Origin of the sequence: Saccharopolyspora mangrovi (genome assembly GCF_035320975.1) — a bacterium.
GTDB classification, from domain to species: Bacteria; Actinomycetota; Actinomycetes; order Mycobacteriales; family Pseudonocardiaceae; genus Saccharopolyspora; species Saccharopolyspora mangrovi.
In genome coordinates this window covers 85,707-107,620 of record NZ_JAWLNX010000022.1, presented here as the reverse complement: position 1 = coordinate 107,620, position 21,914 = coordinate 85,707, and the positions used below count along the sequence as shown (strand labels likewise).

20 protein-coding genes are annotated in these 21,914 nt (G+C 69.9%); 11 read left to right on the top strand and 9 right to left on the bottom strand.

The genetic code is table 11. The features are described 5' to 3' along the window. Positions 1-188: 188 nt before the first annotated feature. From R4I43_RS26195 to R4I43_RS26170, 6 genes are all read left to right on the top strand, one after another. On the top strand, positions 189-596 hold the full coding sequence (locus R4I43_RS26195; RefSeq protein WP_324268361.1) for a hypothetical protein: 408 nt from the start codon (positions 189-191) through the stop codon (positions 594-596). 272 nt (positions 597-868) lie between these two features. Then, complete coding sequence (locus R4I43_RS26190; protein ID WP_324268360.1) at positions 869-3,250, top strand: ATP-dependent Clp protease ATP-binding subunit; 2,382 nt, start codon at positions 869-871, stop codon at positions 3,248-3,250. A 73-nt stretch (positions 3,251-3,323) separates the two neighbouring features. Further along, positions 3,324-4,319 carry an alpha/beta hydrolase gene (locus R4I43_RS26185; protein ID WP_324268359.1) on the top strand — a complete coding sequence of 332 codons (996 nt, stop codon included), beginning with the start codon at positions 3,324-3,326 and terminating at the stop codon, positions 4,317-4,319. Positions 4,320-4,712: 393 nt separating this feature from the next. Next, positions 4,713-5,168, top strand: coding sequence for an STAS domain-containing protein (locus R4I43_RS26180; RefSeq protein WP_324268358.1), 456 nt, complete (start codon positions 4,713-4,715; stop codon positions 5,166-5,168). A gap of 30 nt (positions 5,169-5,198) precedes the next feature. Then, positions 5,199-5,726 (top strand): DUF1697 domain-containing protein, encoded by a 528-nt coding sequence (locus R4I43_RS26175; RefSeq protein WP_324268357.1) that lies wholly within the window; start codon positions 5,199-5,201, stop codon positions 5,724-5,726. A gap of 200 nt (positions 5,727-5,926) precedes the next feature. After that, positions 5,927-7,627 carry an ATP-binding cassette domain-containing protein gene (locus R4I43_RS26170; RefSeq protein WP_324268356.1) on the top strand — a complete coding sequence of 567 codons (1,701 nt, stop codon included), beginning with the start codon at positions 5,927-5,929 and terminating at the stop codon, positions 7,625-7,627. Here the strand turns inward: R4I43_RS26170 and R4I43_RS26165 are convergent. The 5 genes from R4I43_RS26165 to R4I43_RS26145 are packed head-to-tail and all read right to left on the bottom strand — an operon-like array spanning position 7,624 to position 12,591. Beyond that, entirely contained in the window at positions 7,624-8,397 is a 774-nt protein-coding gene (locus R4I43_RS26165; RefSeq protein WP_324268355.1) for an enoyl-CoA hydratase/isomerase family protein, read from the bottom strand. The genes R4I43_RS26170 and R4I43_RS26165 overlap by 4 nt on opposite strands. Further along, complete coding sequence (locus R4I43_RS26160; protein WP_324268354.1) at positions 8,387-9,880, bottom strand: tripartite tricarboxylate transporter permease; 1,494 nt, start codon at positions 9,878-9,880, stop codon at positions 8,387-8,389. Before R4I43_RS26160 ends, R4I43_RS26165 begins: the two co-directional genes overlap by 11 nt. Positions 9,881-9,901: 21 nt before the next feature. Further along, the gene (locus tag R4I43_RS26155) at positions 9,902-10,387 is read right to left on the bottom strand and encodes a tripartite tricarboxylate transporter TctB family protein (protein WP_324268353.1); all 486 of its coding nucleotides are present in this window, start codon (positions 10,385-10,387) and stop codon (positions 9,902-9,904) included. Next, positions 10,384-11,346: a tripartite tricarboxylate transporter substrate binding protein gene (locus R4I43_RS26150; protein ID WP_324268352.1), complete on the bottom strand. Its 963-nt coding sequence runs from the start codon at positions 11,344-11,346 to the stop codon at positions 10,384-10,386. Before R4I43_RS26150 ends, R4I43_RS26155 begins: the two co-directional genes overlap by 4 nt. A gap of 36 nt (positions 11,347-11,382) precedes the next feature. Continuing rightward, positions 11,383-12,591: a CaiB/BaiF CoA transferase family protein gene (locus R4I43_RS26145; RefSeq protein WP_324268351.1), complete on the bottom strand. Its 1,209-nt coding sequence runs from the start codon at positions 12,589-12,591 to the stop codon at positions 11,383-11,385. Positions 12,592-12,745: 154 nt separating this feature from the next. Here R4I43_RS26145 and R4I43_RS26140 point away from each other — a divergent pair, with 154 nt between their 5' ends. Genes R4I43_RS26140 through R4I43_RS26130 form a run of 3 tightly spaced genes read left to right on the top strand, consistent with a single transcriptional unit; the run spans position 12,746 to position 14,247 of the window. Then, entirely contained in the window at positions 12,746-13,501 is a 756-nt protein-coding gene (locus R4I43_RS26140; RefSeq protein ID WP_324268350.1) for a GntR family transcriptional regulator, read from the top strand. Beyond that, positions 13,498-14,022, top strand: coding sequence for a gamma carbonic anhydrase family protein (locus R4I43_RS26135; protein ID WP_324268349.1), 525 nt, complete (start codon positions 13,498-13,500; stop codon positions 14,020-14,022). Before R4I43_RS26140 ends, R4I43_RS26135 begins: the two co-directional genes overlap by 4 nt. 27 nt (positions 14,023-14,049) lie before the next feature. Next, positions 14,050-14,247 carry a hypothetical protein gene (locus R4I43_RS26130; protein ID WP_324268348.1) on the top strand — a complete coding sequence of 66 codons (198 nt, stop codon included), beginning with the start codon at positions 14,050-14,052 and terminating at the stop codon, positions 14,245-14,247. Here R4I43_RS26130 and R4I43_RS26125 read toward each other — a convergent pair. After that, on the bottom strand, positions 14,244-15,008 hold the full coding sequence (locus R4I43_RS26125) for a putative protein N(5)-glutamine methyltransferase (protein ID WP_324268347.1): 765 nt from the start codon (positions 15,006-15,008) through the stop codon (positions 14,244-14,246). The genes R4I43_RS26130 and R4I43_RS26125 overlap by 4 nt on opposite strands. Positions 15,009-15,487: 479 nt before the next feature. Then, positions 15,488-15,748, bottom strand: a complete 261-nt coding sequence (locus tag R4I43_RS26120) for a Prokaryotic metallothionein (protein WP_324268346.1) — start codon at positions 15,746-15,748, stop codon at positions 15,488-15,490. Between the two features lie 169 nt (positions 15,749-15,917). Between R4I43_RS26120 and R4I43_RS26115 the strand changes: the two genes are divergently transcribed. Continuing rightward, positions 15,918-18,893, top strand: coding sequence for an alpha-mannosidase (locus tag R4I43_RS26115; protein WP_324268345.1), 2,976 nt, complete (start codon positions 15,918-15,920; stop codon positions 18,891-18,893). A gap of 65 nt (positions 18,894-18,958) precedes the next feature. Here the strand turns inward: R4I43_RS26115 and R4I43_RS26110 are convergent, their stop codons facing one another. After that, positions 18,959-20,044 (bottom strand): peptidoglycan recognition protein family protein, encoded by a 1,086-nt coding sequence (locus R4I43_RS26110; protein ID WP_324268344.1) that lies wholly within the window; start codon positions 20,042-20,044, stop codon positions 18,959-18,961. 248 nt (positions 20,045-20,292) lie between these two features. Here R4I43_RS26110 and R4I43_RS26105 point away from each other — a divergent pair, with 248 nt between their 5' ends. After that, the gene (locus tag R4I43_RS26105; RefSeq protein WP_324268343.1) at positions 20,293-20,604 is read left to right on the top strand and encodes a DUF6221 family protein; all 312 of its coding nucleotides are present in this window, start codon (positions 20,293-20,295) and stop codon (positions 20,602-20,604) included. 903 nt (positions 20,605-21,507) lie between these two features. Here R4I43_RS26105 and R4I43_RS26100 read toward each other — a convergent pair. Then, on the bottom strand, positions 21,508-21,816 hold the full coding sequence (locus R4I43_RS26100) for a DUF2867 domain-containing protein (protein ID WP_324268342.1): 309 nt from the start codon (positions 21,814-21,816) through the stop codon (positions 21,508-21,510). Positions 21,817-21,914 lie beyond the last annotated feature (98 nt).

The window sequence follows — 21,914 nt, the reverse complement described above, 5'->3', positions numbered from 1 at the left end:
AGTGCGCGCACGCGGTGGGTATTGCTTGCGCATCGCCCTCACCACGCCCGGGCGGGACGCGCTAACCTCTCCGCACCTACTCCTGTGCTGCGACAAGCCTGCGATCCGGAAACCACCCATCCCGGATCGGCGAGGGTGCGTGGCGGTCGGGGTGGAGTTGGTACTGGATTCGGGTTGATTGGTTCGCTATGACTGCCGCTGGACATTCCGACCACTCGTCATCACAGGCGGGCAAGCACGGCCCGCCCGCGCGCCGCTCGGGCAGGCGCGGTGAGGACGGGGGAGGCGAGTCGGGCTACTCCTCGGAGGTGGCCCGGCAGGTCGGCGAGGCGACCGTGGCGCTGGGCGAGCGGCTGCGCGACCCGGGCGTGGCCCACAGCGTCGAGGAGATCGAGAAGGTCATGCGTGGTTTCTCGCTGACCGTGGAGGGCATGTCCGGTGGCCTGTCGGGGGTCACCGAGTGGTTGCGCGCGGCCGGTCACGTGGGCCCGCTGTCCGGGCACGCCAGCGTGATGGCCGAACGGCTCTCGCACATCGGCAAGGAGCTCTCGCGGCTGGCCGATGCCATAGAGCAGGCACAACAGCGCGCCAGCTGACGCGGCCCCAACCCGGGCCGGGGTGGCCGGGGCTGGCCGTGCCACAATGATCAGGTGCGCACGGCGCCCGGTGTCCGGGGCGTGAGAGGGCTTGCGCGCGCAGAGGTTTCGCGAGCGGCGCCGATGGTGGCGGTGGCATCCCGGTGGTGTTTCGCATCGGTCGAGCCACCGGTGCCGGCGGGGGCCGGTGACCGTTCGCCCGTTGGTTTGTGACATCGCCTGCCGCCCCGGGGTTTTCGGGCCGGGCCGGTGGTGCGGCGGCGTGTGTGGAGGTGTCGGGGTTGGATCGCGGCGGTGCCGGAGATTCCTCTGCCGCCTTCGACTCGCTGTTTCGCGACGTGCTGTCGGGTTCGGGTGAGGCGGCCGAGCGGTCGTCGGCGTTGTCGGCGCTGCTCGACGAGCAGGCCCACGAGGTCGTGTCCAAGGCCGTTCGGGCCACTGTGGACTGGGGTTCGCCGGAGCTGGACAGCACCCACCTGCTGTGGGCGGTGACCCGGGTGGAGGCCACCGCTCAGCTGCTGACCTCCTCCGGGGTGCGGGTGGGTGAGCTGGCAGAGGCGGTGCGTTCGGCGGTCATCGCCGTGCAGGAACCGCTGCTGCAGGGCACCCCGGTGCTCTCCCCGGCCGCGCGGCGGGCGCTTCTGGGCGCCTACCGGCAGGCGCTGTCGGAGGGCGCTGATGTGGTCGGTGCGCGGCACGTGGTGCTGGGGTTGGCCGCCGACGCCGATTCGGTGGCCGGGCGTGCGCTGGCGCGGGCGATCGAGCTCGGTGAGGGCGGTGACGGGCGCGGGGTGCTGAGCCTGACGCCGCGGCTGGACGAGTTCGGGCTGGACCTCACCGAACTGGCGCGGGCGGGCAAGCTGGATCCGGTGGTGGGCCGCGACGTCGAGATCGAGCAGGCCATCGAGGTGCTGGGGCGGCGTTCGAAGAACAACCCGGTGTTCGTGGGTGATCCCGGGGTGGGCAAGACCGCGATCGTGGAGGGCGTGGCGCGGCGCATCGTGGCCGGTGAGGTGCCGTGGTCGCTGGCGGATCTGCGGGTGGTGTCGCTGGACCTGGCCGGGATGGTGGCCGGGGCGAAGTACCGGGGCGAGTTCGAGTCGCGTTTTCGCGACGTGCTCACCGAGATCCGCGCCAACCGCGACAGCGTGCTGGTGTTCATCGACGAGCTGCACAGCATCGTCGGTGCCGGGGCCGGTGAGGGCTCGATGGATGCCGGCACGATGCTCAAGCCCGCGCTGGCCCGCGGCGAGGTGCGGCTGCTGGGTGCCACCACGGTCGAGGAGTACCGCAAGCACATTGAGAAGGATCCGGCGCTGGAGCGGCGTTTCGCGCCGATCATGGTCTCCGAGCCCTCGGTGGAGGAGACGGTGATCGTGCTGCGGGGGTTGCGGGAGCGGTACCAGCGCCACCACCGGGTGCGCATCGACGAGGCGGCGTTGCGGGCGGCCGCGGAGTTGTCCCAGCGCTACATCGCCGACCGGTTCCTGCCGGACAAGGCGGTGGACCTGCTCGATCAGGCCTGCAGCCGGGTGCGGTTGCGCCGGGGTGGGCAGGTGCGCTCGGCGGCGGTGTTCGAGCCGACGGTGGTGGCCGACGACGTGGCTGATGTGGTGGCCACCCGCACCGGCATCCCGGTGGCCGATGTCAGCGCCGAGGACGTGCAGCGCCTGCTGGGCTTGGAGGAGCAGCTGCGGGCGACGGTGGTGGGCCAGGACGCGGCGGTCTCGGCGGTGGCCGAGGCGGTGCGCCGGGCGCGGGTGGGGTTGGCCGATCCGGAGCGCCCGATCGGCAACTTCCTGTTCCTGGGGCCCACAGGGGTGGGCAAGACCGAGCTGGCGCGGGCGCTGGCGCAGGCGCTGTTCGGTGATGCGGGCCGGTTGTTGCGGCTGGACATGGGTGAGTTCCAGGAGAAGCACTCGGTGTCGCGGCTGATCGGAGCCCCGCCGGGTTATGTCGGCTACGGCGAGTCGGGGCAGTTGACCGACCGGGTGCGGCGCCAGCCCTACTCGGTGGTGCTGCTCGACGAGGTCGAAAAGGCCCACCCGGACGTGTTCAACACGCTGCTGCAGGTGCTCGACGCCGGCCGGTTGACCGATTCGCAGGGCCGGCTGGTGGATTTCCGCAACGTCGTGGTCATCATGACCTCCAACCTCGGTGCCGACCGCATCCTGGATTCCGGTGCCGATGCCGCTGATTCGGCGGTGGTGGTGCTGGAGGAGCTGCGCGCGTTCTTCCGCCCGGAGTTCATCAACCGCATCGACGACGTGGTGGTGTTCCGGCCGCTGGGTGTGGCGCAGCTGCGCAGCATCGGCCGGTTGCTGCTGGAACGCACCCGCGCGCAGCTGTCCGAGAAGGGCATGCGGTTGACGGTCACGGACGCGGGCCTGGACTGGCTGGTCGAGCGCGGGCACCAGCCGGAGTTCGGGGCGCGGCCGCTGCGGCGGGTGATCTCCCGGGAGCTGGACAACCGGTTGGCGCAGCTGGTGCTGGCCGGGCAGGCCGGTGCCGGGGATGAGATCACCGTCGATGTGCTCGACGGCGAGTTGCGGCTGTCGGTGGGGCAGGTGTGGCAGCCGGTGGCCGGGGGCAGGCATGCCGCGTCCGGCGAGAACTCGCCACTTCCCGCGCAAAGGTCGAGTGCGTTCGGGTGATCGCCTTCCCAGCCGGGTTCGATCTTGGCATGGTGGGTTCTTGATCGTTTCCGGGTGCGGAGGTGGTGGCCGAATGCGGCTGGGTTGGCTTGGCGTGGCGGCCGGTGCGGTGGGGCTGTGGGGGATGCTCGCCCAGCCCCGCGCCACCGGTGGGCAGCCGTACGTGGTGATGCGCGATCTGGGGTATGCGCCGCGGGTCGGCAATGCCGGCCGCATGGACCTGTACTTACCGGCCGAGGCCGCCGGGGCGTGCCCGGTGGTGATGTGGACGGCCGGGTCGGCGTGGCTGGCCGACAACGGCAACTCCGGCGGTGAGCGGGTGGCGCGGGCGTTGTGCGCCCGTGGTTACGCGGTGGCGGCGGTGGCGGTGCGCTCCAGCCAGCAGGCGCGGTTTCCCGGCCAGGTCCACGACGGCAAGGCCGCGGTGCGGTGGCTGCGGGCCAACGCCGCCCGCTACGGCCTCGACGGTGAGCGCATCGCGGTGATGGGCACCTCCTCCGGCGGGTGGCTGGCCAGCATGCTCGGCGCCACTGCGGGCGTGGTGGGCATGGAAGGCGACCTGGGTCCCACGTCGGTGTCCAGCGAGGTGCAGGCGGTGGTCGACCTCTACGGGCCGACCGATTTCCTGGCGATGGACTCCCACATGCCTGCCGGGGCGATCGAGGGGTTCAACCGCATCACCGGCGGCACCCGGGGTCACGACGACCCGGCATCTCCGGAGTCGCGGCTGATCGGCGCGGAGATCCAGACGGTGCCCGGGCGGGTCGCCGAGGCCGACCCGTCGCAGTGGGTGCGGTGCGGCTGCCCGCCGTGGCTGATCCTGCACGGCACGAGCGATCCGCTGGTGCCGTACCACCAGAGCGAACTGCTGCTGGCGGCCCTGCACCGCGCGGGTGTGGCCGCGACGCTCTACGAGATGAGCGGGCGGGTGCACGAGCACGACTACCTCGACGAGACCCGCGACTTCACCCCGCACCAGGTCCACCACGCCGCCGGCGGCGCCCTCACCGGGCAGGCACCGGCGACGTGGTCGCTCATCGCCGATTTCCTCGACACCACCCTCCACTAGGGCGCATCAGCCATGCGGCGAAGCCGCTTTCTCCTTCACCGCCTAAGGCGCTGGTACCGCGGTGCCCTGCCCTGCGGGGGGTTCTGAGCGGCTTCGCGGCGAGTACGCCGGGACGCCGCGTTTGACATGCTCAAGCAGCGGCGCGCGGAGTCCACGGAGCCGCTCAGGTTCCGCCACCCGCACCGCCACGCAAGACGACTACGAACAAGCTCATTTCACACGAAAGTGTTGTTCCTTGTTGTGGGGTGGTGGCGGCTCCTACGGTGGTGGTGCGGTCCCATCCGGTTGCCACCGCGCACGCCCCGCTGAGCGATCTCCCCAGCCCACAGCGGTTCGACGGCACGTGTGGTGGTGCAGCCGAGGTCGTCGATTCGCCCACCACGAGGGGGTAGCGTGATCGTCTCCAGGTCCATGCCCATCGAGGCATCTCGCGGCGGCGGCGACATCGTCGCGCCCCGCTCCGCCGGCGATGCCGCGCTCGGTCGTGACCGGCCGGCGTCGGCGTTAACCGTGCGCGTGCAGTGGCCCGAACGCGGCTTGGTGCTGGTGCGCATCGGCGGTGAGGTCGACTTGGCCAGCCTGCCGCGCATCACCGAGATCATCCGCCAGCGCCTGACCGCCGCGCGTCTGCACACCGCGATCCTGGACCTGTCCCAGGTGGGCTTTGCCAGCAGCGCCGTGCTGGAACTGCTGATGCTGGCCTACAACGCCGCCGGGCGGCGCGATGCGAGGCTGTTAGTGGTGCCCGGTACCGGGCAGGTCCACCGGCTGCTGGAGCTCACCGGCCTGTCCGCGCTGTTCGACCAGGCCGCCGATGTCGAGGAAGCCCTGACCCGTGCCTGCCGGTGAGCGTCGGGGTGTGCTGGCAGGATCCCGGGTGTGGGCACCTATGTGGCGTTGTTGCGCGCGGTCAACCTCGGTTTGCACGGCCGGGTGCCGATGGCGCGGTTGCGGGAACTGATCACCGGCCTGGGCTGGGGTGGGGCGCGCACCTATCTGCAGAGCGGCAACGCCGTGTTCACCAGCGAGCTCGCCGACCCGGGGCAGGTGGCCCTGCAGCTGCGGCACGCTCTGGCCGCTGACGGGATCGACACCGAGGTCATGGTTCGCACCGCAGAACACCTGACCGCTCTGGCCGCCGACGGGCACCCGCTGGCTGCGCCCGGCATCGAGCACCCCAAGCTGCAGGTCGCCTTCCCGCTGGAGCCGGTGGCGCCCGAGCGGGTGCAGGCCATGCCGATCCCGGGCCGCGAGACGGTGGCCGCCGCCGCGGGGGAGGTGTTCCTGCACTACCCGGACGGGGTGGGGCGTTCGAAGCTGACCACCGCGCACCTGCAACGCCACCTGGGCACGCCGGTGACCTGCCGGAACTGGAAGACCGTGGCCACCCTGGCCGAGTGGTGCTGAAAAATTCAGCAGCGCGCCCGCCGGGTCACCCGCTAGCATCGCAGGCGTCCTGCCGCCGCCGAGAGAGGTGCCTGTTGCTCATCTGAGGTCCGCGAACACCACGCCGGCACACCCGCACCAACCCCACCGGGGCTGGTGGCGCTGGTTGAGCGCGTGGATGCGACCTCGGAGACCCAGGACCCGCCGGCAACGTGCGTTCGGTGCGGGAGGGGATCGTCGCCGCGTGGTGCTCGCTGCAGCTGCACACACCCGTTCACGGCGAAGGCGAGACCCTGTTGTCCACACCCACTTCCGCATCGGTGACCTGCACCGACCTGAGCTTCACCTGGCCTGACGGCACCCCGGTGCTGACCGGGCTGAGCGCCGGGTTCCCCACCGGCGTCACGGGGCTCATCGGCGGCAACGGCAGCGGCAAGACGACCCTGCTGCAGCTGATGGCCGGCCGGCTTTCCCCCACCAGCGGGCACCTGCACACACCCGCACCCGCGGCGTACCTGCCGCAAACGGTCACCACCCGCACCGGTGTGCGCGTCGACGAAGCGCTCGGCATCGCAGACAAGCTGCAGGCGCTGACGGCCATCGAAGCCGGGCAGGTCACCCAAGAGCTGCTCGACACCGTCGGGCAGGACTGGGACGTCGAACAACGCGCCCACGCCCTGCTGGCCGGCCTGGGACTGGAGGGCCTGGAGCTGCACCGGCGGGTCGCCGAGCTCTCCGGTGGCCAAACGGTGCTGCTGCACCTGGCCGCGCTGCTGTTGGCACGCCCCGAGGTGCTGCTGCTCGACGAGCCCACCAACAACCTCGACCGAGCAGCACGGCACCGGTTGCGGCAGGCGCTGCGCGGATGGCGGCACGGAGTGCTCATCGTGGTCTCCCACGACCGCGAACTGCTCGAGGACGTCGAGCGCATCGCCGAACTGCGCGACGGCGAGATCACCTTCCACGGCGGCGGGTACTCGGCCTACGAGCAGGCGGTGGCCACCCAGCAGGCCGCCGCCGAGCAGGCGCTGCGCGCCGCCGAGGCTGACGAGCGCCGCCAGCAGCGGGAACTGGCCGAGACCCAGGTCAAGCTCGCCCGCCGCAAACGACAAGGCGCCAAAGCCGCCGAGAACATGCCCAAGATCCTCGCCGGTGCCCGGCAACGCGCCGCGCAGGAATCCGCGGGCAAGCTCACCGGCGTCCAGCAGGAACGCCTGCAAGCCGCCCGCGAGAAACGCCGCCACGCGAAACAGGCGCTGCGCGACGACGCTCAGATCCGGCTGGAGCTGCCGGCCACCCGTGTGCCCGCCAGCCGGGACGTGGCGCGGCTGCGGGAGGTGGTGCTGCCACACACCGGACTCGTGCTGGATCTCGATGTGCACGGGCCGCAACGCATCGCGCTGCTGGGCGGCAACGGCACCGGCAAGACCACCCTGCTGCGGCTGCTGGCCGGCACCGCCGAGCCGCAGGCGGGTGAGGTGCGGGTTCCGGTGCCCGCCCGGCTCATGCCGCAACGCCTTGACGTCCTGGACCCGGAGTTGAGCGTGGCCGCCAACCTCGCCCAGGCCGCCCCGGCGCTGACCGACACCCAGGTGCGCGCGCAGCTGGCGCGGCTGCTGTTCACCGGTGCCCGCGCCGACCAGCCGGCAGGCACCCTCTCCGGCGGGGAAGCGCTGCGGGCGAGCCTGGCGGCGGTGCTGCTGGCCGAACCCGCACCCCAGCTGCTCATGCTCGACGAACCCACCAACAACCTCGACCTCGACAGCAGCGCCCACCTGGCCGCCGCGCTGCGGGCCTTCCGGGGTGCGCTGATCGTGGCCGGTCACGACATGGCGTTCCTGCGCGAGGTCAACCCGACCCGCTGGTTGCTGCTGGGCGAGACCCTCACCGAGATCACCGCCGAGGACGCCGCGCAGCTCTAGTGGCCGCTCCAGGTGTGCGGGGTCTTGTCCAAAAACGCCCGCACACCATTGCGGAAGTCGTCGCTGCCGAACACGGTGCGCACCAGGTCGTCCCCGTCGGGCATGTTCGCCAGCCGCAAGCGGCGCACCGCCTCCTTGGAAGCCCACATGGTCAGCGGCGCGTGCTGCACCAGCCGGGCGGTCATGGTCTCCACGACCTCCTCGAGCTTACCGAGCTCGCACAGCTCGGTGACGAACCCGGCGGCGTGGGCTTCGTCGGCGGTGAACATGCGGGCGCGCAGCAGCATGTCCTTGGCGCGCGACGGGCCGAGGTGAAACACCAGCATGGAGTAGGTGTTCATGGCCAGGCAGTTGCCCAGGGTGCGCGCCACCGGCACCCCGAAGCGCCCGGTGGTGGTGGAGATCCGCAGGTCGCAGGCCGCGGCCAGGGCGATGCCGGCGCCCACGCAGTAGCCGGAGATCGCCGCGACCGTGGGCACGGTGGCGGCCTCCAGGCGCCCGAAGACCTCCTCCATGCGCTGCTCGTAGGCCACCCCGTCCTCGCCGCTGGTGAACTCGGCGAACTGGGCGATGTCGGTGCCGGCCACGAACGCCTCCTGGCCGGCACCGCGCAACACCATCACCCGGATGTCCGGGTCTGTTTCGGCGCGTTCGATGGCGGCCACCAGCCCGTCGTACATGGTCCAGCTCATGGCGTTGCGCTGCGCGGGGCGGTTGAAGGTCACCCGCAGCACGGGTCCCTCGGCGGCCACCAGCAGTTCATCGGACATCGGCGTGTTCCTTCCTTCCCGCCCGGTGGCGGGCCAGCAGGGGTGCGGTGAGCATGGCCGCGGCGATCAGCAGGATCACCACCGCGATGGGCTGGGTGGCCAGCAGCCACATGTTTCCGTCGAAGATCGCCGAGGACTGCACGAGCGCCTTCTCCAGCAGGCCGCCGATGACCACGCCCACCACCAGCGGCGCCATCGGCAGGTCGAGGCGTTTCATGCCGTAGCCGACGAACCCGAAGACCAGCACGAGCACCACGGAGAAGAAGTTGTTGTCGATGGCGAACGCGCCGGTGAAGCTGGTCACCAGGATGAGCGGGTAGAGCAACCCGTAGGGCACGCGCAGCAGCTGGGCGAACACCGGCGCCAGGGGCAGGTTGAGCACCAGCAGGATGAGGTTGCCGATGAAGAACGACACCAGCAGGCCCCACACGAGGTCGGGCTGCTCGGTGAACAGCAGCGGCCCGGGCTGGATGCCGTAGACGGTCAGCGCACCCAGCAGCACCGCGGTGGTGGCGCCACCGGGGATGCCGAGGGTCAGGGTGGGGATGAAGTTGGCGTTGGCGGCGGCGTTGTTGGCGCTTTCCGGTGCGGCCACGCCCTGGATGGCGCCGTGGCCGAAGTTCTCCCGGTTGCGCGAGACCCGCTTCTCCAGCCCGTAGGCCAGAAACGACGCCAGGGTCGATCCGGCACCGGGCAGGGTGCCCAGGGCGAACCCGATCAGGCTGCCGCGCCCGATCGCCCCGGCCGAATCGCGGATGTCGGACCGGCGGATCACCAGGTCCCGGAAACCCGCCCTGATCGGGCGCGCCCCACCGACCCGGATCTGGTGCAGCACCTCACCGACGGCGAACAACCCGATGACGACCTCCACGTAGGGGATGCCCGACAGCAGGTTGATGCTGCCGAAGGTGTAGCGCGCCTGCCCGGTTCCGGCATCGATGCCCACGCAGGCGATGAGCACTCCCACGCAGGCCATCGCCGCGGCGCGCAGCGTCGACCCGGTGGTCAGCACCACCATGGTCACCAGCGCCAGCACCATCACCGCGAGGTTCTCCGGCGGCCCGAACCGCAGCGCGACCTGCGCGATCGGCGGTGCCAGCGCGGCCAGCAGGATCAGCGAGAGGATCGCCGCGGCGAACGAGCCGATCGCCGCGATCGCCAGCGCCGCACCGGCCCTGCCCTGCCGCGCCATCTGATAGCCGTCCAAAGTGGTCACCACGCTGGCGGCCTCGCCCGGTGTGGACAGCAGCACCGAGGTGATCGTCCCGCCGTACTGGGCGCCGTAGTAGATCCCGGCCAGCAGGATCAGCGCGGTGACCGGCTCGACGGTCAGCGTCAGCGGGATCAGGATCGCCACCCCGGTGGCCGACCCCATCCCGGGCAGCAGCCCGATCACGGTGCCCAGCACGACACCGGCGAAGCACCACAGCAGGTTCGTCGGCGTCAACGCCGTCGCCACACCCAGCAGCAGGTTCTCCCACACCCCGGCCCACCCCCTCCCTTTCTAGAACCCGAAGATCCCGGTCGGCAGCGGCACGGCCAGCAGCACCGCGAAGATCACCCACACCCCACCGGCCACCGCCACCGAGAACGCCACCGCCGGAAGGAGCCTGCGGCCTTCCAGCCAGGTGGAGATCACCAGCACCAGGCCGCCGAACGCGCACACCATGCCCACCACCGGCACCGCCAGCACGGTCACCGGCAGCAGCACGAACACCCGCCGCAGGATCCACGACCGCTGCCCGGCCGTGCGCCCGAAATCATCGGTGCCCGACTCGGTCTCACCCGCCGCGACCGGTTGCGACAGCTGGCGGCGCAGCAACACCGCGGCCAGCACCGCCAGCAGCCCACCGGCGACCATCGGCACCAAACCCGTCCCGATCCGGCCCTGCTCGCCCACGACCCCGTAGACCGGGGCGGAGAGCGCGAAACCCGCGCCCAGCACCACCAGGCCGATCAGCACCCACACCTGCGCGCGATCACCGCTCATCGGCTCACCACCTGCTCCACCGGGCCCTGCGTGGCGGCCAGGTACGCCCCGAACTGCTCACCGAAGGCGGGCCGGGCCTGCAGGAACTCCGAGGCCACGTATTCGCGGTAGGCGGGGGAATCGGCGAAGCGCCGCGCCGCCTGCACCCAGAACTCCCGCGCCTGCGGGTTGAGCTCGCCCGGGGCGATCACCCCGCGGAACTGCGCGAAGACCACCCCCACGCCCTGCTCCACCGAGGTGGGGATGTCGGCGAGCTCGGGGTAGGTGTAGCGCTGGTCGGCGAACACGCACAGCGCCTTGAGCTCCCCGGCGCGCAGCTGGCCGATGACCTCGCTGGGGTTGAGCGAGGCCAGCTCCACCTGCCCGCCCAGCACCGCCGCCATCGACTCCCCACCGCCCTCGTAGGGCACGGTGTCGATGTCGGCGCCGGTGGTGGCGCGCATCTGGGAGAACACCACCGCATCCGGGCCCATCGCGCCGGAGATCGCCGCCAGCACCCTGCGGTGCCGGGCCTGCTCGACGGCATCGGCGCAGCTGGTGATGGGGGAGTCGGGGCGGGCCACCAGCAGCGTGAAGTCCTCACCGACCTTGAAGATCGGGGTAAACGAGCGGTGCGAGAACGCCACGTCCACCGACGCCGGCAGCGACAGCAGCGAGGTCTCGGTGGCCAGCAGGTACTGCGGGGAACCGGCCTTGCCCAGCAGGTAGGAGTAGCCGACCGCGCCTTGCCCGCCCTCGCGGTTGTCCACGCTGATGTTCAAGCCCGGAGTGACCGACACCAGCCCGTCGGCCACCGCGCGCCCGGCGATGTCGCTGCCGCCTCCGGCGGCGAAGGGCACCACCATCGTCACCGGCCCCACCGGTCGATCCGCGCCCGCCGCGTCCTCGGTGCCGGACGCGCCACCGCACCCGGCACACGCCACCGCGACCACGGCCATGATCAGGGATAACGCACGCATCGCTCCTCCTCGAGCTCGCGTAGCGAAAGGGACTGCTCAGGGCTCGGCGATGACTCCCGCCTGCGCCAAGCCCGCGATCTCGTCGGCGCCCACGCCCAGCTCGGCGAGGACCTCACCGGTGTGCTCACCCAGCACCGGGCCGGCCGTGCGCCGCTGCGGCGGGGTGTCGGACAGCCGCATCGGCGAGCCGATCTGGCGCACCGCGCCCAGCTGCGGGTGCGGCGCGTCCCAGAAGAACCCGCGCCCGGTCAGGTGCTCGTCGGTGAACACTTGGCCGGTCTCGGCGATCGGGGCGCACGGCACCCCGGCGTCCACCAGCGCCTCCACGATCCCGGCCGTGGTCCACCGGGTCGTTTCCCGCTCGATCGCGGCGATGAGCTCGTCGCGGTGGTGGTAGCGGTCGTAGGAGGAGCCGTAGCGGGAGTCCTCGAGCAGTTCCTCGAGCCCCAGCGCCCGGCAGAACGCCGGCCAGGTCTTGGTGGTGGTGGCACCGACGGTCACCCACCCGTCCTTGCTGCGCACCGCCTGGTACGGGGCGCTGTTCTGGTGCGCCGAGCCGTGCTTGCGGCCGCTTTCCCCGGTGGCGAAGTAGGTCCCGGCCTCCCACACCGCCAGCGACGCACCGGCCTCGAACAGCGACACGTCGGCGAACTGGCCGCGCCCGGTGTGCTCGCGGGCCCGCAACCCGGCCATCGCGCTCATCGCCGCGTACAACCCGCACACCAGGTCGCACACCGGGACCCCGACCTTGACCGGGGCGCCGCCTTGCTCGCCGGTGATGCTCATCAGCCCCGCGCGGGCCTGGGCCATGATGTCCAAACCGGGCTGGGCGGCCAGGGGTCCGTCCTGGCCCCAGCCGGAGACGGCGACGTAGATCAGCTGCGGGAAGCGCTCCCGCACCTGCTCGGGGCCGAACCCGAGGGATCGCAACGCCCCGGGCCGCAGGTTCTCGATGAGCACATCCGCCGAGCCCAGCAGCTCACCGAGCAGCCGTGCGCCCTGCTCGGTCTTGAGGTCCAGCGCCACCGAGCGCTTGTTGCGGTTGAGCCGCACGAAAGGGGAGGAGTGCTCCTGCAGGAACGGGCCGGTCTGGCGCACCGGGTCGCCCCCGGCGGGGTTTTCGACCTTGATGACATCGGCTCCGAGATCGGCCAGCTGCATCGCCGCGAACGGCGCGGCCATGAACGCGCCGATCTCCACCACGCGCACACCAGCCAGCGGAGCCGACTCTGATCGGGTACTCACATCCACGCCTCCCACCTCACCGGGCGACACGGCGCTACCGTGATCGGCATCACCTGACTTTTGTCTACAGCAGTCAGATCATGGCTGACAAGCTCGACCGACCAGGTTGCTCCAGCCGAGGCAATAGGATCGCGCCGAGCACCGAAGGAGAACAGTGACCGGACCCGTGGACAACACCAGCAGCGCCCCGCACATCGTCGGGCCACCCAGCCTCGTCGAACTCGCCGCCGCCACCCTGCGACGCATGATCGTCGGCGGCGACCTGCTCTGCGGTCAGCGCATCGTGGAAAACCGGCTCACCGGCCAGCTCGGCATCTCCCGCCCACCCCTGCGCGAAGCCCTGCGCGTCCTCGAACGCGAAGGACTCGTCCGGCAAGTCCCCCGCAAGGGCGTGATCGTCACCCCGCTGACGCTGCACGACATCTACGAGATCTGCACCCTGCGCGCCGAATTCGAACGCCTGGCCATCCGCCTGGGCGTGCCGGTCACCGACTCCGCCCGCCGCACCCGCTGCCACCAGGCCCTGCAGGCCATGACCGACGCCGCCCGCACCGGCGACCGGCCCGCCTACCTCGAGCGGTCCTTCGAATTTCACGTCTCGGTGGTCGGCCTGTCCGGCCACGCCCGCCTCGAAGAGGCCTACCGCTCCCTGCAACTGCAGATGATGCTGTCGATGGCCCTCAACCGCCGCGCCCGCGAAGAACACGAAAGCCTCGACGGCGACGTCGCCCGCCACGCCCACCTGCTGGAGATCATCGACACCGGCGACCCCCAAGCCGTCCTCGACGAACTCGCCACCCACGGCGACCGCAGCTTCCTCGACGGCATCGAGGACAAAGTGGACGGACACACCGACGTCGCGCTGGCCTGGCTCGCCCAGCAGCGCACCAGCCGAAAGGACACCCGTTGAACGACCCGCTGACCGTGACCGTCGACGACATCACCCCCGAGATCCACCCCGAGGCCTTCACCGCCCCCGGCACCAGCCTCATCGGCCGCGTCACCATCGGCCCCCGCGCCAGCATCTGGTACGGCGCGGTCCTGCGCGGCGACCAGGAAACCATCACCATCGGTGAGGCCACCAACATCCAGGACGGCACCGTCATCCACGCCGACCCCGGATTCCCCGCCGACATCCACCCCGAAGTCACCGTCGGCCACCGCGCCGTCCTGCACGGCTGCACCGTGCACACCGGCAGCCTCATCGGCATGGGCGCGGTCGTGCTCAACGGAGCCAGCATCGGCGCAGGCTCACTGGTGGCCGCCGGCGCCGTGGTCCTGGAAGGCACCGACATCCCACCCGGCTCCCTGGTCGCCGGCACCCCCGGCAAGATCCGCCGACCCCTCACCGACGACGAACAAGCCGCCCTGAAGCTCTCCGTCGAGCAATACCTCAACCTCGCCGCCAAGCACCGCCAAGCCCTCACCTGACCGCGGCAGGGGAGAAGCCCCGCAGGGGTGGGGCCGCACCAGCGCGAGAGCAGAACCCGCCCACCGCAGCGGCACGCCGCGCGCGACGAGCAGACCGCCGCGCCGGCGCCGCTGCTGACCACCACGCGCACACCGCGCACCCGCCACGAGCACCAGCCCCACCAACGCCGGGCCCGGCTCGAGTTCCGCCACGAACCGGGGACCTGGGCGACCACATACCGCTAATCCCGCCGCCCGGCCACCACCGTGGCGTCGAGCTCATCGCACCGCGACACCCGCGCCCGCAGGCCCGCCGCCGACATCAGCTCCACCGTGCCCCCGGCCTGCTCGCGCGAGGTCTCCACCAGCAGCACCCCGCCCGGAGCCAGCCAGCGCGGCGCCTGCTCGACCACCCGCGCCTGCACGGCCAAACCATCCCCGCCACCGTCCAACGCCACACGGGGCTCGTGGTCACGGGCCTCCGGAGGCATCAATGCCACCGCACCGCTGGGAACGTAAGGCGCGTTGGCGGTGATCACCCGCACCCGCCCCCGCAACCGGCACGGCAGCGGAGCGAACAGATCCCCCGTGCCCACCCGGCCCCCCGGCAAGTTCCGCCTCGCACACCTCGTCGCGCGCTCATCGACATCGCACGCCCACACCACCGCACCCGGCCGCTCGGCCTGCACCGCCGCGGCCACCGCACCCGAACCGCAGCACACATCCACCACCACATCACCCGAACCCAGCCCTGCCACCGCCAGCTCCACCAGGTGCTCGGTACGACGACGTGGCACGAACACCCCCGGCGCCACCGCGATCCGCAACCCCCGAAACCACGCAAAGCCCAGCACCTGCTCCAACGGCAACCCCGACTCCCGCTCGGCGAGCATCCGCTCCAACCGCACCCGATCACCACCGGCCGCATCGCGCAGCAACGCCGCCTCGTCCTCGGCGAACACGCACCCGGCCGCCCGCAACCGGCCGGTCACCTCATCACACACCATCAACGCTCCCCGAAAACCCCTGACACCGGTGCACATCGTCGCACCCGCAGGCGGCGAAACGACGTCTGCCGTGCCCCCGGGGGACGGGGACACGGCAGACGTGAAGTCAGTTCTTCGGTTGTGCGCTCAGAACCTCAACCGCGCGGGAAACGCGTGCAGGTCTGCGAGCGGGGGTGACGCATCTGCGCGCGGGCGCGTTCGAGTTCCCGCGTGATGCCGCCCAGCCAGCGAACCATGCTTGCCATGGGGCGTCCTCCATACTGCTACGTAGGGGTTGGTTGTGGAGTTGACGGTGTTCCCGCTCGTTGTCAACACCCGGATACGCGGACACCCACTTCTCCGGCCGAGTTCGTACCCGTCAACCGGGATGTCGCCGCAGGTCGTCCGCGTGTTTCAACCGTGACATAACAGAATGGTCACAACAATGAGCGGGCAGTCACACCCTTCCGGACGACCCCCGCAACCACCCCCCGTAGCGATCAACCCGGATGCGCACCCACCGCATCCCGCAACTCACCGGCCACCGCCACGTCCGACTGCCGCGCACAATGCGCACAGCAGAAGAACCGCCCACTGGCCTCCACACCGTGCCCCAAGATCCGGCAACCGCAGTGCTCGCACTGCGGCGCCAACCGCTGCGCCGCGCACTCGAACGAATCGAACGTGTGCACACCACCGCCCACGGTGCGCACCTCAAAACTCATCCAGTAGTCGTTCCCGCAAACCTCGCAGGTCCCCATCGAAACCGCCCTCCCACAACACGACGACAAGCCAACAGCGCGAGCATGCGGCCTGCCCCCACCACCGGCAACCGCACACAAGCGAAGACATTTCACCTCTGGCGTGCCGCCGCCCCGAGCCAGCATGATCACCACCACACCCACGCGCCGAAACACCAGGAGCCGCCCCATGCACGACGACCGCCACATCGTCGAACAACGACTCGACCGCGTCCTGCACCAACGCATCAAACCCGCCCAGCACACCGACACCCGCCCCATGAACATCGCCGTCTGGCACACCCCCGGCGAACCCGTCCCCGTCACCCAAGCCCTCGCCGCCACCTACCAACCCGCCCACATCGGCCAACCCTGGGGACCCGCCTGGGGCACCGCCTGGTTCCGCCTCACCGCCACCATCCCCGAACACTGGGCCGGCCACACCGTCGAAGCACTCATCAACCTCGGCTCCCTCGACGAACGCCCCGGCTTCCAATGCGAAGGCCTCTGCTACACCCCCGACGGCACACCGCTGAAAGCCATCAACCCCCTCAACACCTACCTCCCACTAGCCGCCACCCCCGGAACCCACACCATCTACGTCGAAGCCGCCGCCAACCCCGACATCCTCGGCCCCCGCGGCTTCCAACCCACCCACCTCGGCACCCAACCCACCACCGACGGACCCCCCCTCTACCAACTCCACCAAGCCGACATCGCCCTGCGCCACACCGAAACCGCCGCCCTCTACCACGACGCCGAAGTCCTCGACCAGCTCATGCGCCAGCTGCCCGAGAACTCACCCCGCCGCCACCACATCCTCCGCGCCCTCGAACGCATGCTCGACACCCTCGACCTCCACGACATCCCCGGCACCGCCACCGCCGCCCGCAACCAACTCACCCCCGCCCTCACCTCACCCGCACACCCCAGCGCCCACCAGATCTCCGCCGTCGGCCACGCCCACATCGACTCCGCCTGGCTGTGGCCCATCCGCGAAACCATCCGCAAAGTCGCCCGCACCCTGGCCAACGTCACCACACTGCTCGACCACCACGACTTCCACTTCGCCATGTCCCAGGCCCAACAACTCGCCTGGACCAAAACCCACCACCCCCAACTCCACGAACGCGTCCGCCACCACATCAACCGAGGCGGCATCGTCCCCGTCGGCGGCATGTGGGTCGAATCCGACACCAACATGCCCGGCAGCGAAGCCCTAGCCCGCCAACTCATCCACGGCAAACGCTTCTACCTCGACGAATACGGCATCGAAACCCGCGAGGTCTGGCTACCCGACTCCTTCGGCTACAGCGCCGCACTCCCACAACTCATCCACCAAGCAGGCAACACCTGGTTCCTCACCCAAAAGCTCTCCTGGAACCAGACCAACCGCTTCCCCCACCACACCTTCCACTGGGAAGGCATCGACGGAACCCGCATCTTCACCCACTTCCCACCCGCCGACACCTACAACGCCGAAATCACCGGCGCCGAACTCGCCCGCGCCCAGAACAACTTCGCCGAACACGGCTACGCACAACACTCACTGCTGCCCTTCGGCCACGGCGACGGCGGGGGAGGACCCACCCGCGACATGCTCGAACGCGCCCACCGCACCCACAACCTCGAAGGCTCACCCCAAGTCCACCTGCACACCCCCGCAGAATTCTTCACCACCGCCCAAGCCGACCACACCCAACCCGCCGTCTACTCAGGCGAGCTCTACCTCGAAGCCCACCGCGGCACCTACACCTCCCAAGCCCGCACCAAACAAGGCAACCGACGCAGCGAACACCTCCTGCGCGAAGCCGAACTCTGGGCCACCACCGCCACCATCAACACCGGCGCCACCTACCCCTACGACGAACTCGACGACATCTGGAAACAAGTCCTGCTCCACCAATTCCACGACATCCTGCCCGGATCCTCCATCGCCTGGGTCCACCGCGAAGCCGAAGCCACCTACACCGACCTCGCCCAACGCCTGACCACCCTCATCAACCACGCCCAGCACACCCTCACCGGACCCGGCGACCACCCCATCACCTTCAACGCCGCACCCCACACCCACCACGGCATCCCCGCCCTCGGCGCCACCACCGCACCCACCGAAGACCCCGCCACCCCACAACGCCAACCCGACGGCACCATCACCCTCGACAACGGCCTCGTCCGCGCCACCATCGACACCCACGGCCTCATCAACGCCGTCCACGACCACACCGCCGACCGCGAAGCACTCGCCGCCCCCGCCAACCTCCTGCAAATCCACCCCGACCACCCCAACCACTGGGACGCCTGGGACATCGACAACTTCTACCGCCACAACACCCACGACCTCACCGAACTCGACTCACTCGACATCCACGACCACACCGTCGTCATCCGCCGCACCTACCAGAACTCCACCATCACCCAAACCCTGTCCGTGCCAGCAGGGGAGAAGCGCGTCGACATCACCACCGACGTCGACTGGCACGAATCCGAAAAACTCCTCAAAGCCGCCTTCCCCCTCGACGTCCACGCCGACCGCTCCGCCTCCGAAACCCAATTCGGCCACGTCATGCGCCCCACCCACACCAACACCTCCTGGGACGCCGCCCGCTTCGAAATCTGCGCCCACCGCTACATCCACGTCACCGAACCCGGCTACGGCCACGCCCTGGTCAACGACTCCACCTACGGCCACGACGTCACCCGCCACACCCGAAACGACGAAGGCACCACCACAACCATCCGCCTGTCCCTGCTGCGCGCACCCCGATTCCCCGACCCCGACACCGACCACGGACACCACACCCTGCGCTACGCCCTCTGCATCGGCGCCGACATCACCGAAGCCGCCCGCCAGGGCTACCGCATCAACCTGCCCACCCGCACCCAGCAAGGCACCCACACCGTCGAACCCCTCATCACCCTCGACAACCCCAACGTCATCGTCGAAGCCCTCAAACTCGCCGACGACCGCAGCGGCGACGTCATCGTCCGCCTCTACGAAGCCCAAGGCGCCCAAGCCCGCGCCCACCTCACCACCAGCTTCCCCGCCACCACCATCACCCGCACCGACCTACTCGAACGCCCCACCCGCGACCCCCAGCCACCCGACACACCCCTGCAACTGCGCCCCTTCGAGATCCGCACCCTCCGCATCACCCGAGCATGAGAAAACCCCGGGGTGGACCTGACCGGCCCACCCCGGGGCTCACCCGCAACAGGGGAGAGGGGGCATCAAGACAGCAGCCGCTGCCAACTCGCCTGATCCACCACACCCGAGACCGCAAGCCCATTCGCGGCCTGGAAATCACGCACCACCGACACCACCCGATCACCGAAAACACCATCGACCGGCACGTAATGACCGCGCGAGGTCAACAACACCTGCACCGCACGCACCGCCTCACCAGCAGCACCCGCACCCAGCACCGGCGCCACGTCCTCCCACGCCAGACCACCGAACAACCCCGGCTCGGCCACCCGCGAGGCGAAGCACGACGGACCCGACCCAGCACGCGCCGCCGACACACCGCCCGCCGCCCGCTGCGTGGCCTCACCGAACACACCATCCACCGGCACCGCCAGGCCCCGCGCACCCAACAGCACCTGCAACGCCGTCACGGTCGGCCCCTGCGCACCCGGACGCAGCAGCGGCCACGTCGACGGCTGCACCACCGCCGAGCCCAGCGAGGCGCCCACCGTCTGCCGCAACTCCGGCAGACGCGCGTAGAGCACATCGCCCGGGCACGCCGTGGACATGTAATCCCGGTGCCCGTAGATCTCACCCGGCTCGATCCCGTACTGCGAGACCATGTACAAGCACAACTCCACCAGCGAGTCCCACAACGAGTCCGGAACCGAGGCCTCGGTGTAGGTGCCCTCATTCTCGATGCCCAGCGACACCGAGTTCTGCTCACCGGCGTGCGCACCCTTGACGTGCTGCGTACCGCCCTGCAGCGCCGCGAGGCTCTTGTGCCGGCCTTCCATCAGGTGCCCGCCGCGGGAGTTGGTGAAGTTCTGGCCGGTGTCCGACCAGCCGTTGCTGTCCATGTGGAAGGCCTGGATCTGCCTGGATAACTCGAACGCGTGCGCCTGCGAGGTGTCATCGCTGTTGGGCGTCGCGGTGTGGTGCACGATGATCATCGTGGGCTTGGAGTCGAGCACCTCGATGTCCCCCAAGGCGTCCCGCGCGTTCCAGTCCGCCGTGGAGGAGATCGACGGAGCCGCAGCCGGGCGCCGCACCGCCGCACCCGCGGGCAACCCCGCGAAACCCACCGCTGAGACGGCCAAACCGCCGGCCAGCACCGCACGTCGAGCCACTCGCACTTCCCGTAGCGCCATAACTTCTCTCCCGAAATCGGTCAGCGATCACGAAACAGGGCCCGTGCCCTCGGGGATCGACACGCTACGCAGCCGATCAGGTTCACGGGAATTCCTGGCGACAAGCCGCCACCAGTTCGCCAAAAAGTCACCAACCAACAATCCCGCGGCAACACGTCATGACCACGCGCTCAGCACGTCCCCGCTAAGGACCGAGATCACCGAGGGACACCAGGGGAGAGCCGACGATGGGCCGCTTCGTGCAGTTCTTGCGCCGCCAGATCGACATCGACCTCGAGCTGCACAGCCAGGCCAGACAAGACGAGGAGACCGGCAACGCCCCCCACCGCTGCCTCATCGGCCCCCTGCGCGGCTTCCGCGAGTGCGAGCTCAAAACCCGCCTGCTCACCCAGCACCACCACTGCGGCTCCGGCCAAGGCCCCTGCGACACCCTCGGCAACAGCTACCCGCGAGAAGACGAACGAGGATGCCCCACCCTGGCCCTGTTAGGACTGCCGTACACAGACCGCCCCGGCTACGCCCAACGCTGGCGCCCGTAGGGGATCAGCCCAGCCGGCAGGGGAGCGCGCGTTCCGGCTTCCGCCGGGGTAGGGCTGCGCGGGAGCTCGCAGGGAAGGGGAGTGCTGAGGGCTTCCAGTGATGGTTGTCCCTGTGGATCCGGAAGTCCTCGGCCTGCGGGGGTGGAGTCGAGGCGAAAGCTGCTTCGCAGCAACGACATCCATACGTTGATCATGACAATGCGTGGATAATCTACGTTATCCATCAATCGGAGTGATGGATCAGGAGAGAGGGCGATGCTTCCTCGGGGGATCGAGGCGTTGCCCATCTCTGGCTCCACGGGTCGGCCTGGCAGGCCCGCGCCGACCCAACGGCTTCCTTCTTCGCGTCGCGTCCACCTGAACCTGGCTTGCGGCCGGCCAGGCCGACCCCGGGCGCGTCTCCGGCAGGCCGGAGTGATCATCAGTGAAACGGGAATGCCCTGCGCGGCGCACTGTTTCCAGGTCCAGCAAGACCAACCCAGTTCCGTCACTGTGACGCAAATAGTGGTTGATAAGGGGTTGCCAAGGCGGCAAGGGGATAGCGAATCGAGCCCCGTCATGGCAACGCTTGCGACTGGCTCCGCGTGGTGCCGGCGCACTTGAGCACCCGGCTGGCCGCCAGGCTGCTGCGTCGCGGTGCACACGCCGAAGACGCGACGCCGACTCCGCACCAAGCCGCTCAACGAGCTCACGGCCACAGCCTCACCGACACAGCCACCTCAATCCTCGACAGCGCCCGGCCTCGCAACGCGCATCTGACACTGCAGCTACGTCGAGAAACCCCGCCAGGCAACCCCTCTCGGTCCATCCGCGCACCATGACCTAATGCCGATAATGCACATTATGTTAAGTGAAGTGTTCGGAGGTCCGCGAGGACCTCTTCCCCGGGTGGTTGGTGCGCTGTCAGTTCGCTGGAGGCGTCCGGGCGCAGATGCGCAGGCGCCAGGTGTTTGTCAGCTTGTGCACGGGCAGCAGCAGGGTCCAGATCGTGCGCGCCAAGCGGGACGTGTAGCGCACGTGCGTGGTCCAGGTGACGTTGGTGCCTTCGAGGGTGATGACGTTGGCGGCCGCGATCAGCCATGAGTCCTGTTCGAGACGCAGCTTCTCGCGTTCCGAAGTGGCGATCCGCCAGCCCAGGACGTAACGAGGGTCTGTCAGCGGGCCCAGGCCCAGGCCGAGGACGACGCGCCAGCCCAGCAGGAAGGTTCGCATCAGTATCGATGTTCCTTCGAAGACCTCCCGGGCCCATTGTTCGGCGGTGCGCATGTCCCTGGCGGACGCGTGTGCCGACGGGTGTCGTGGAAGTCGTA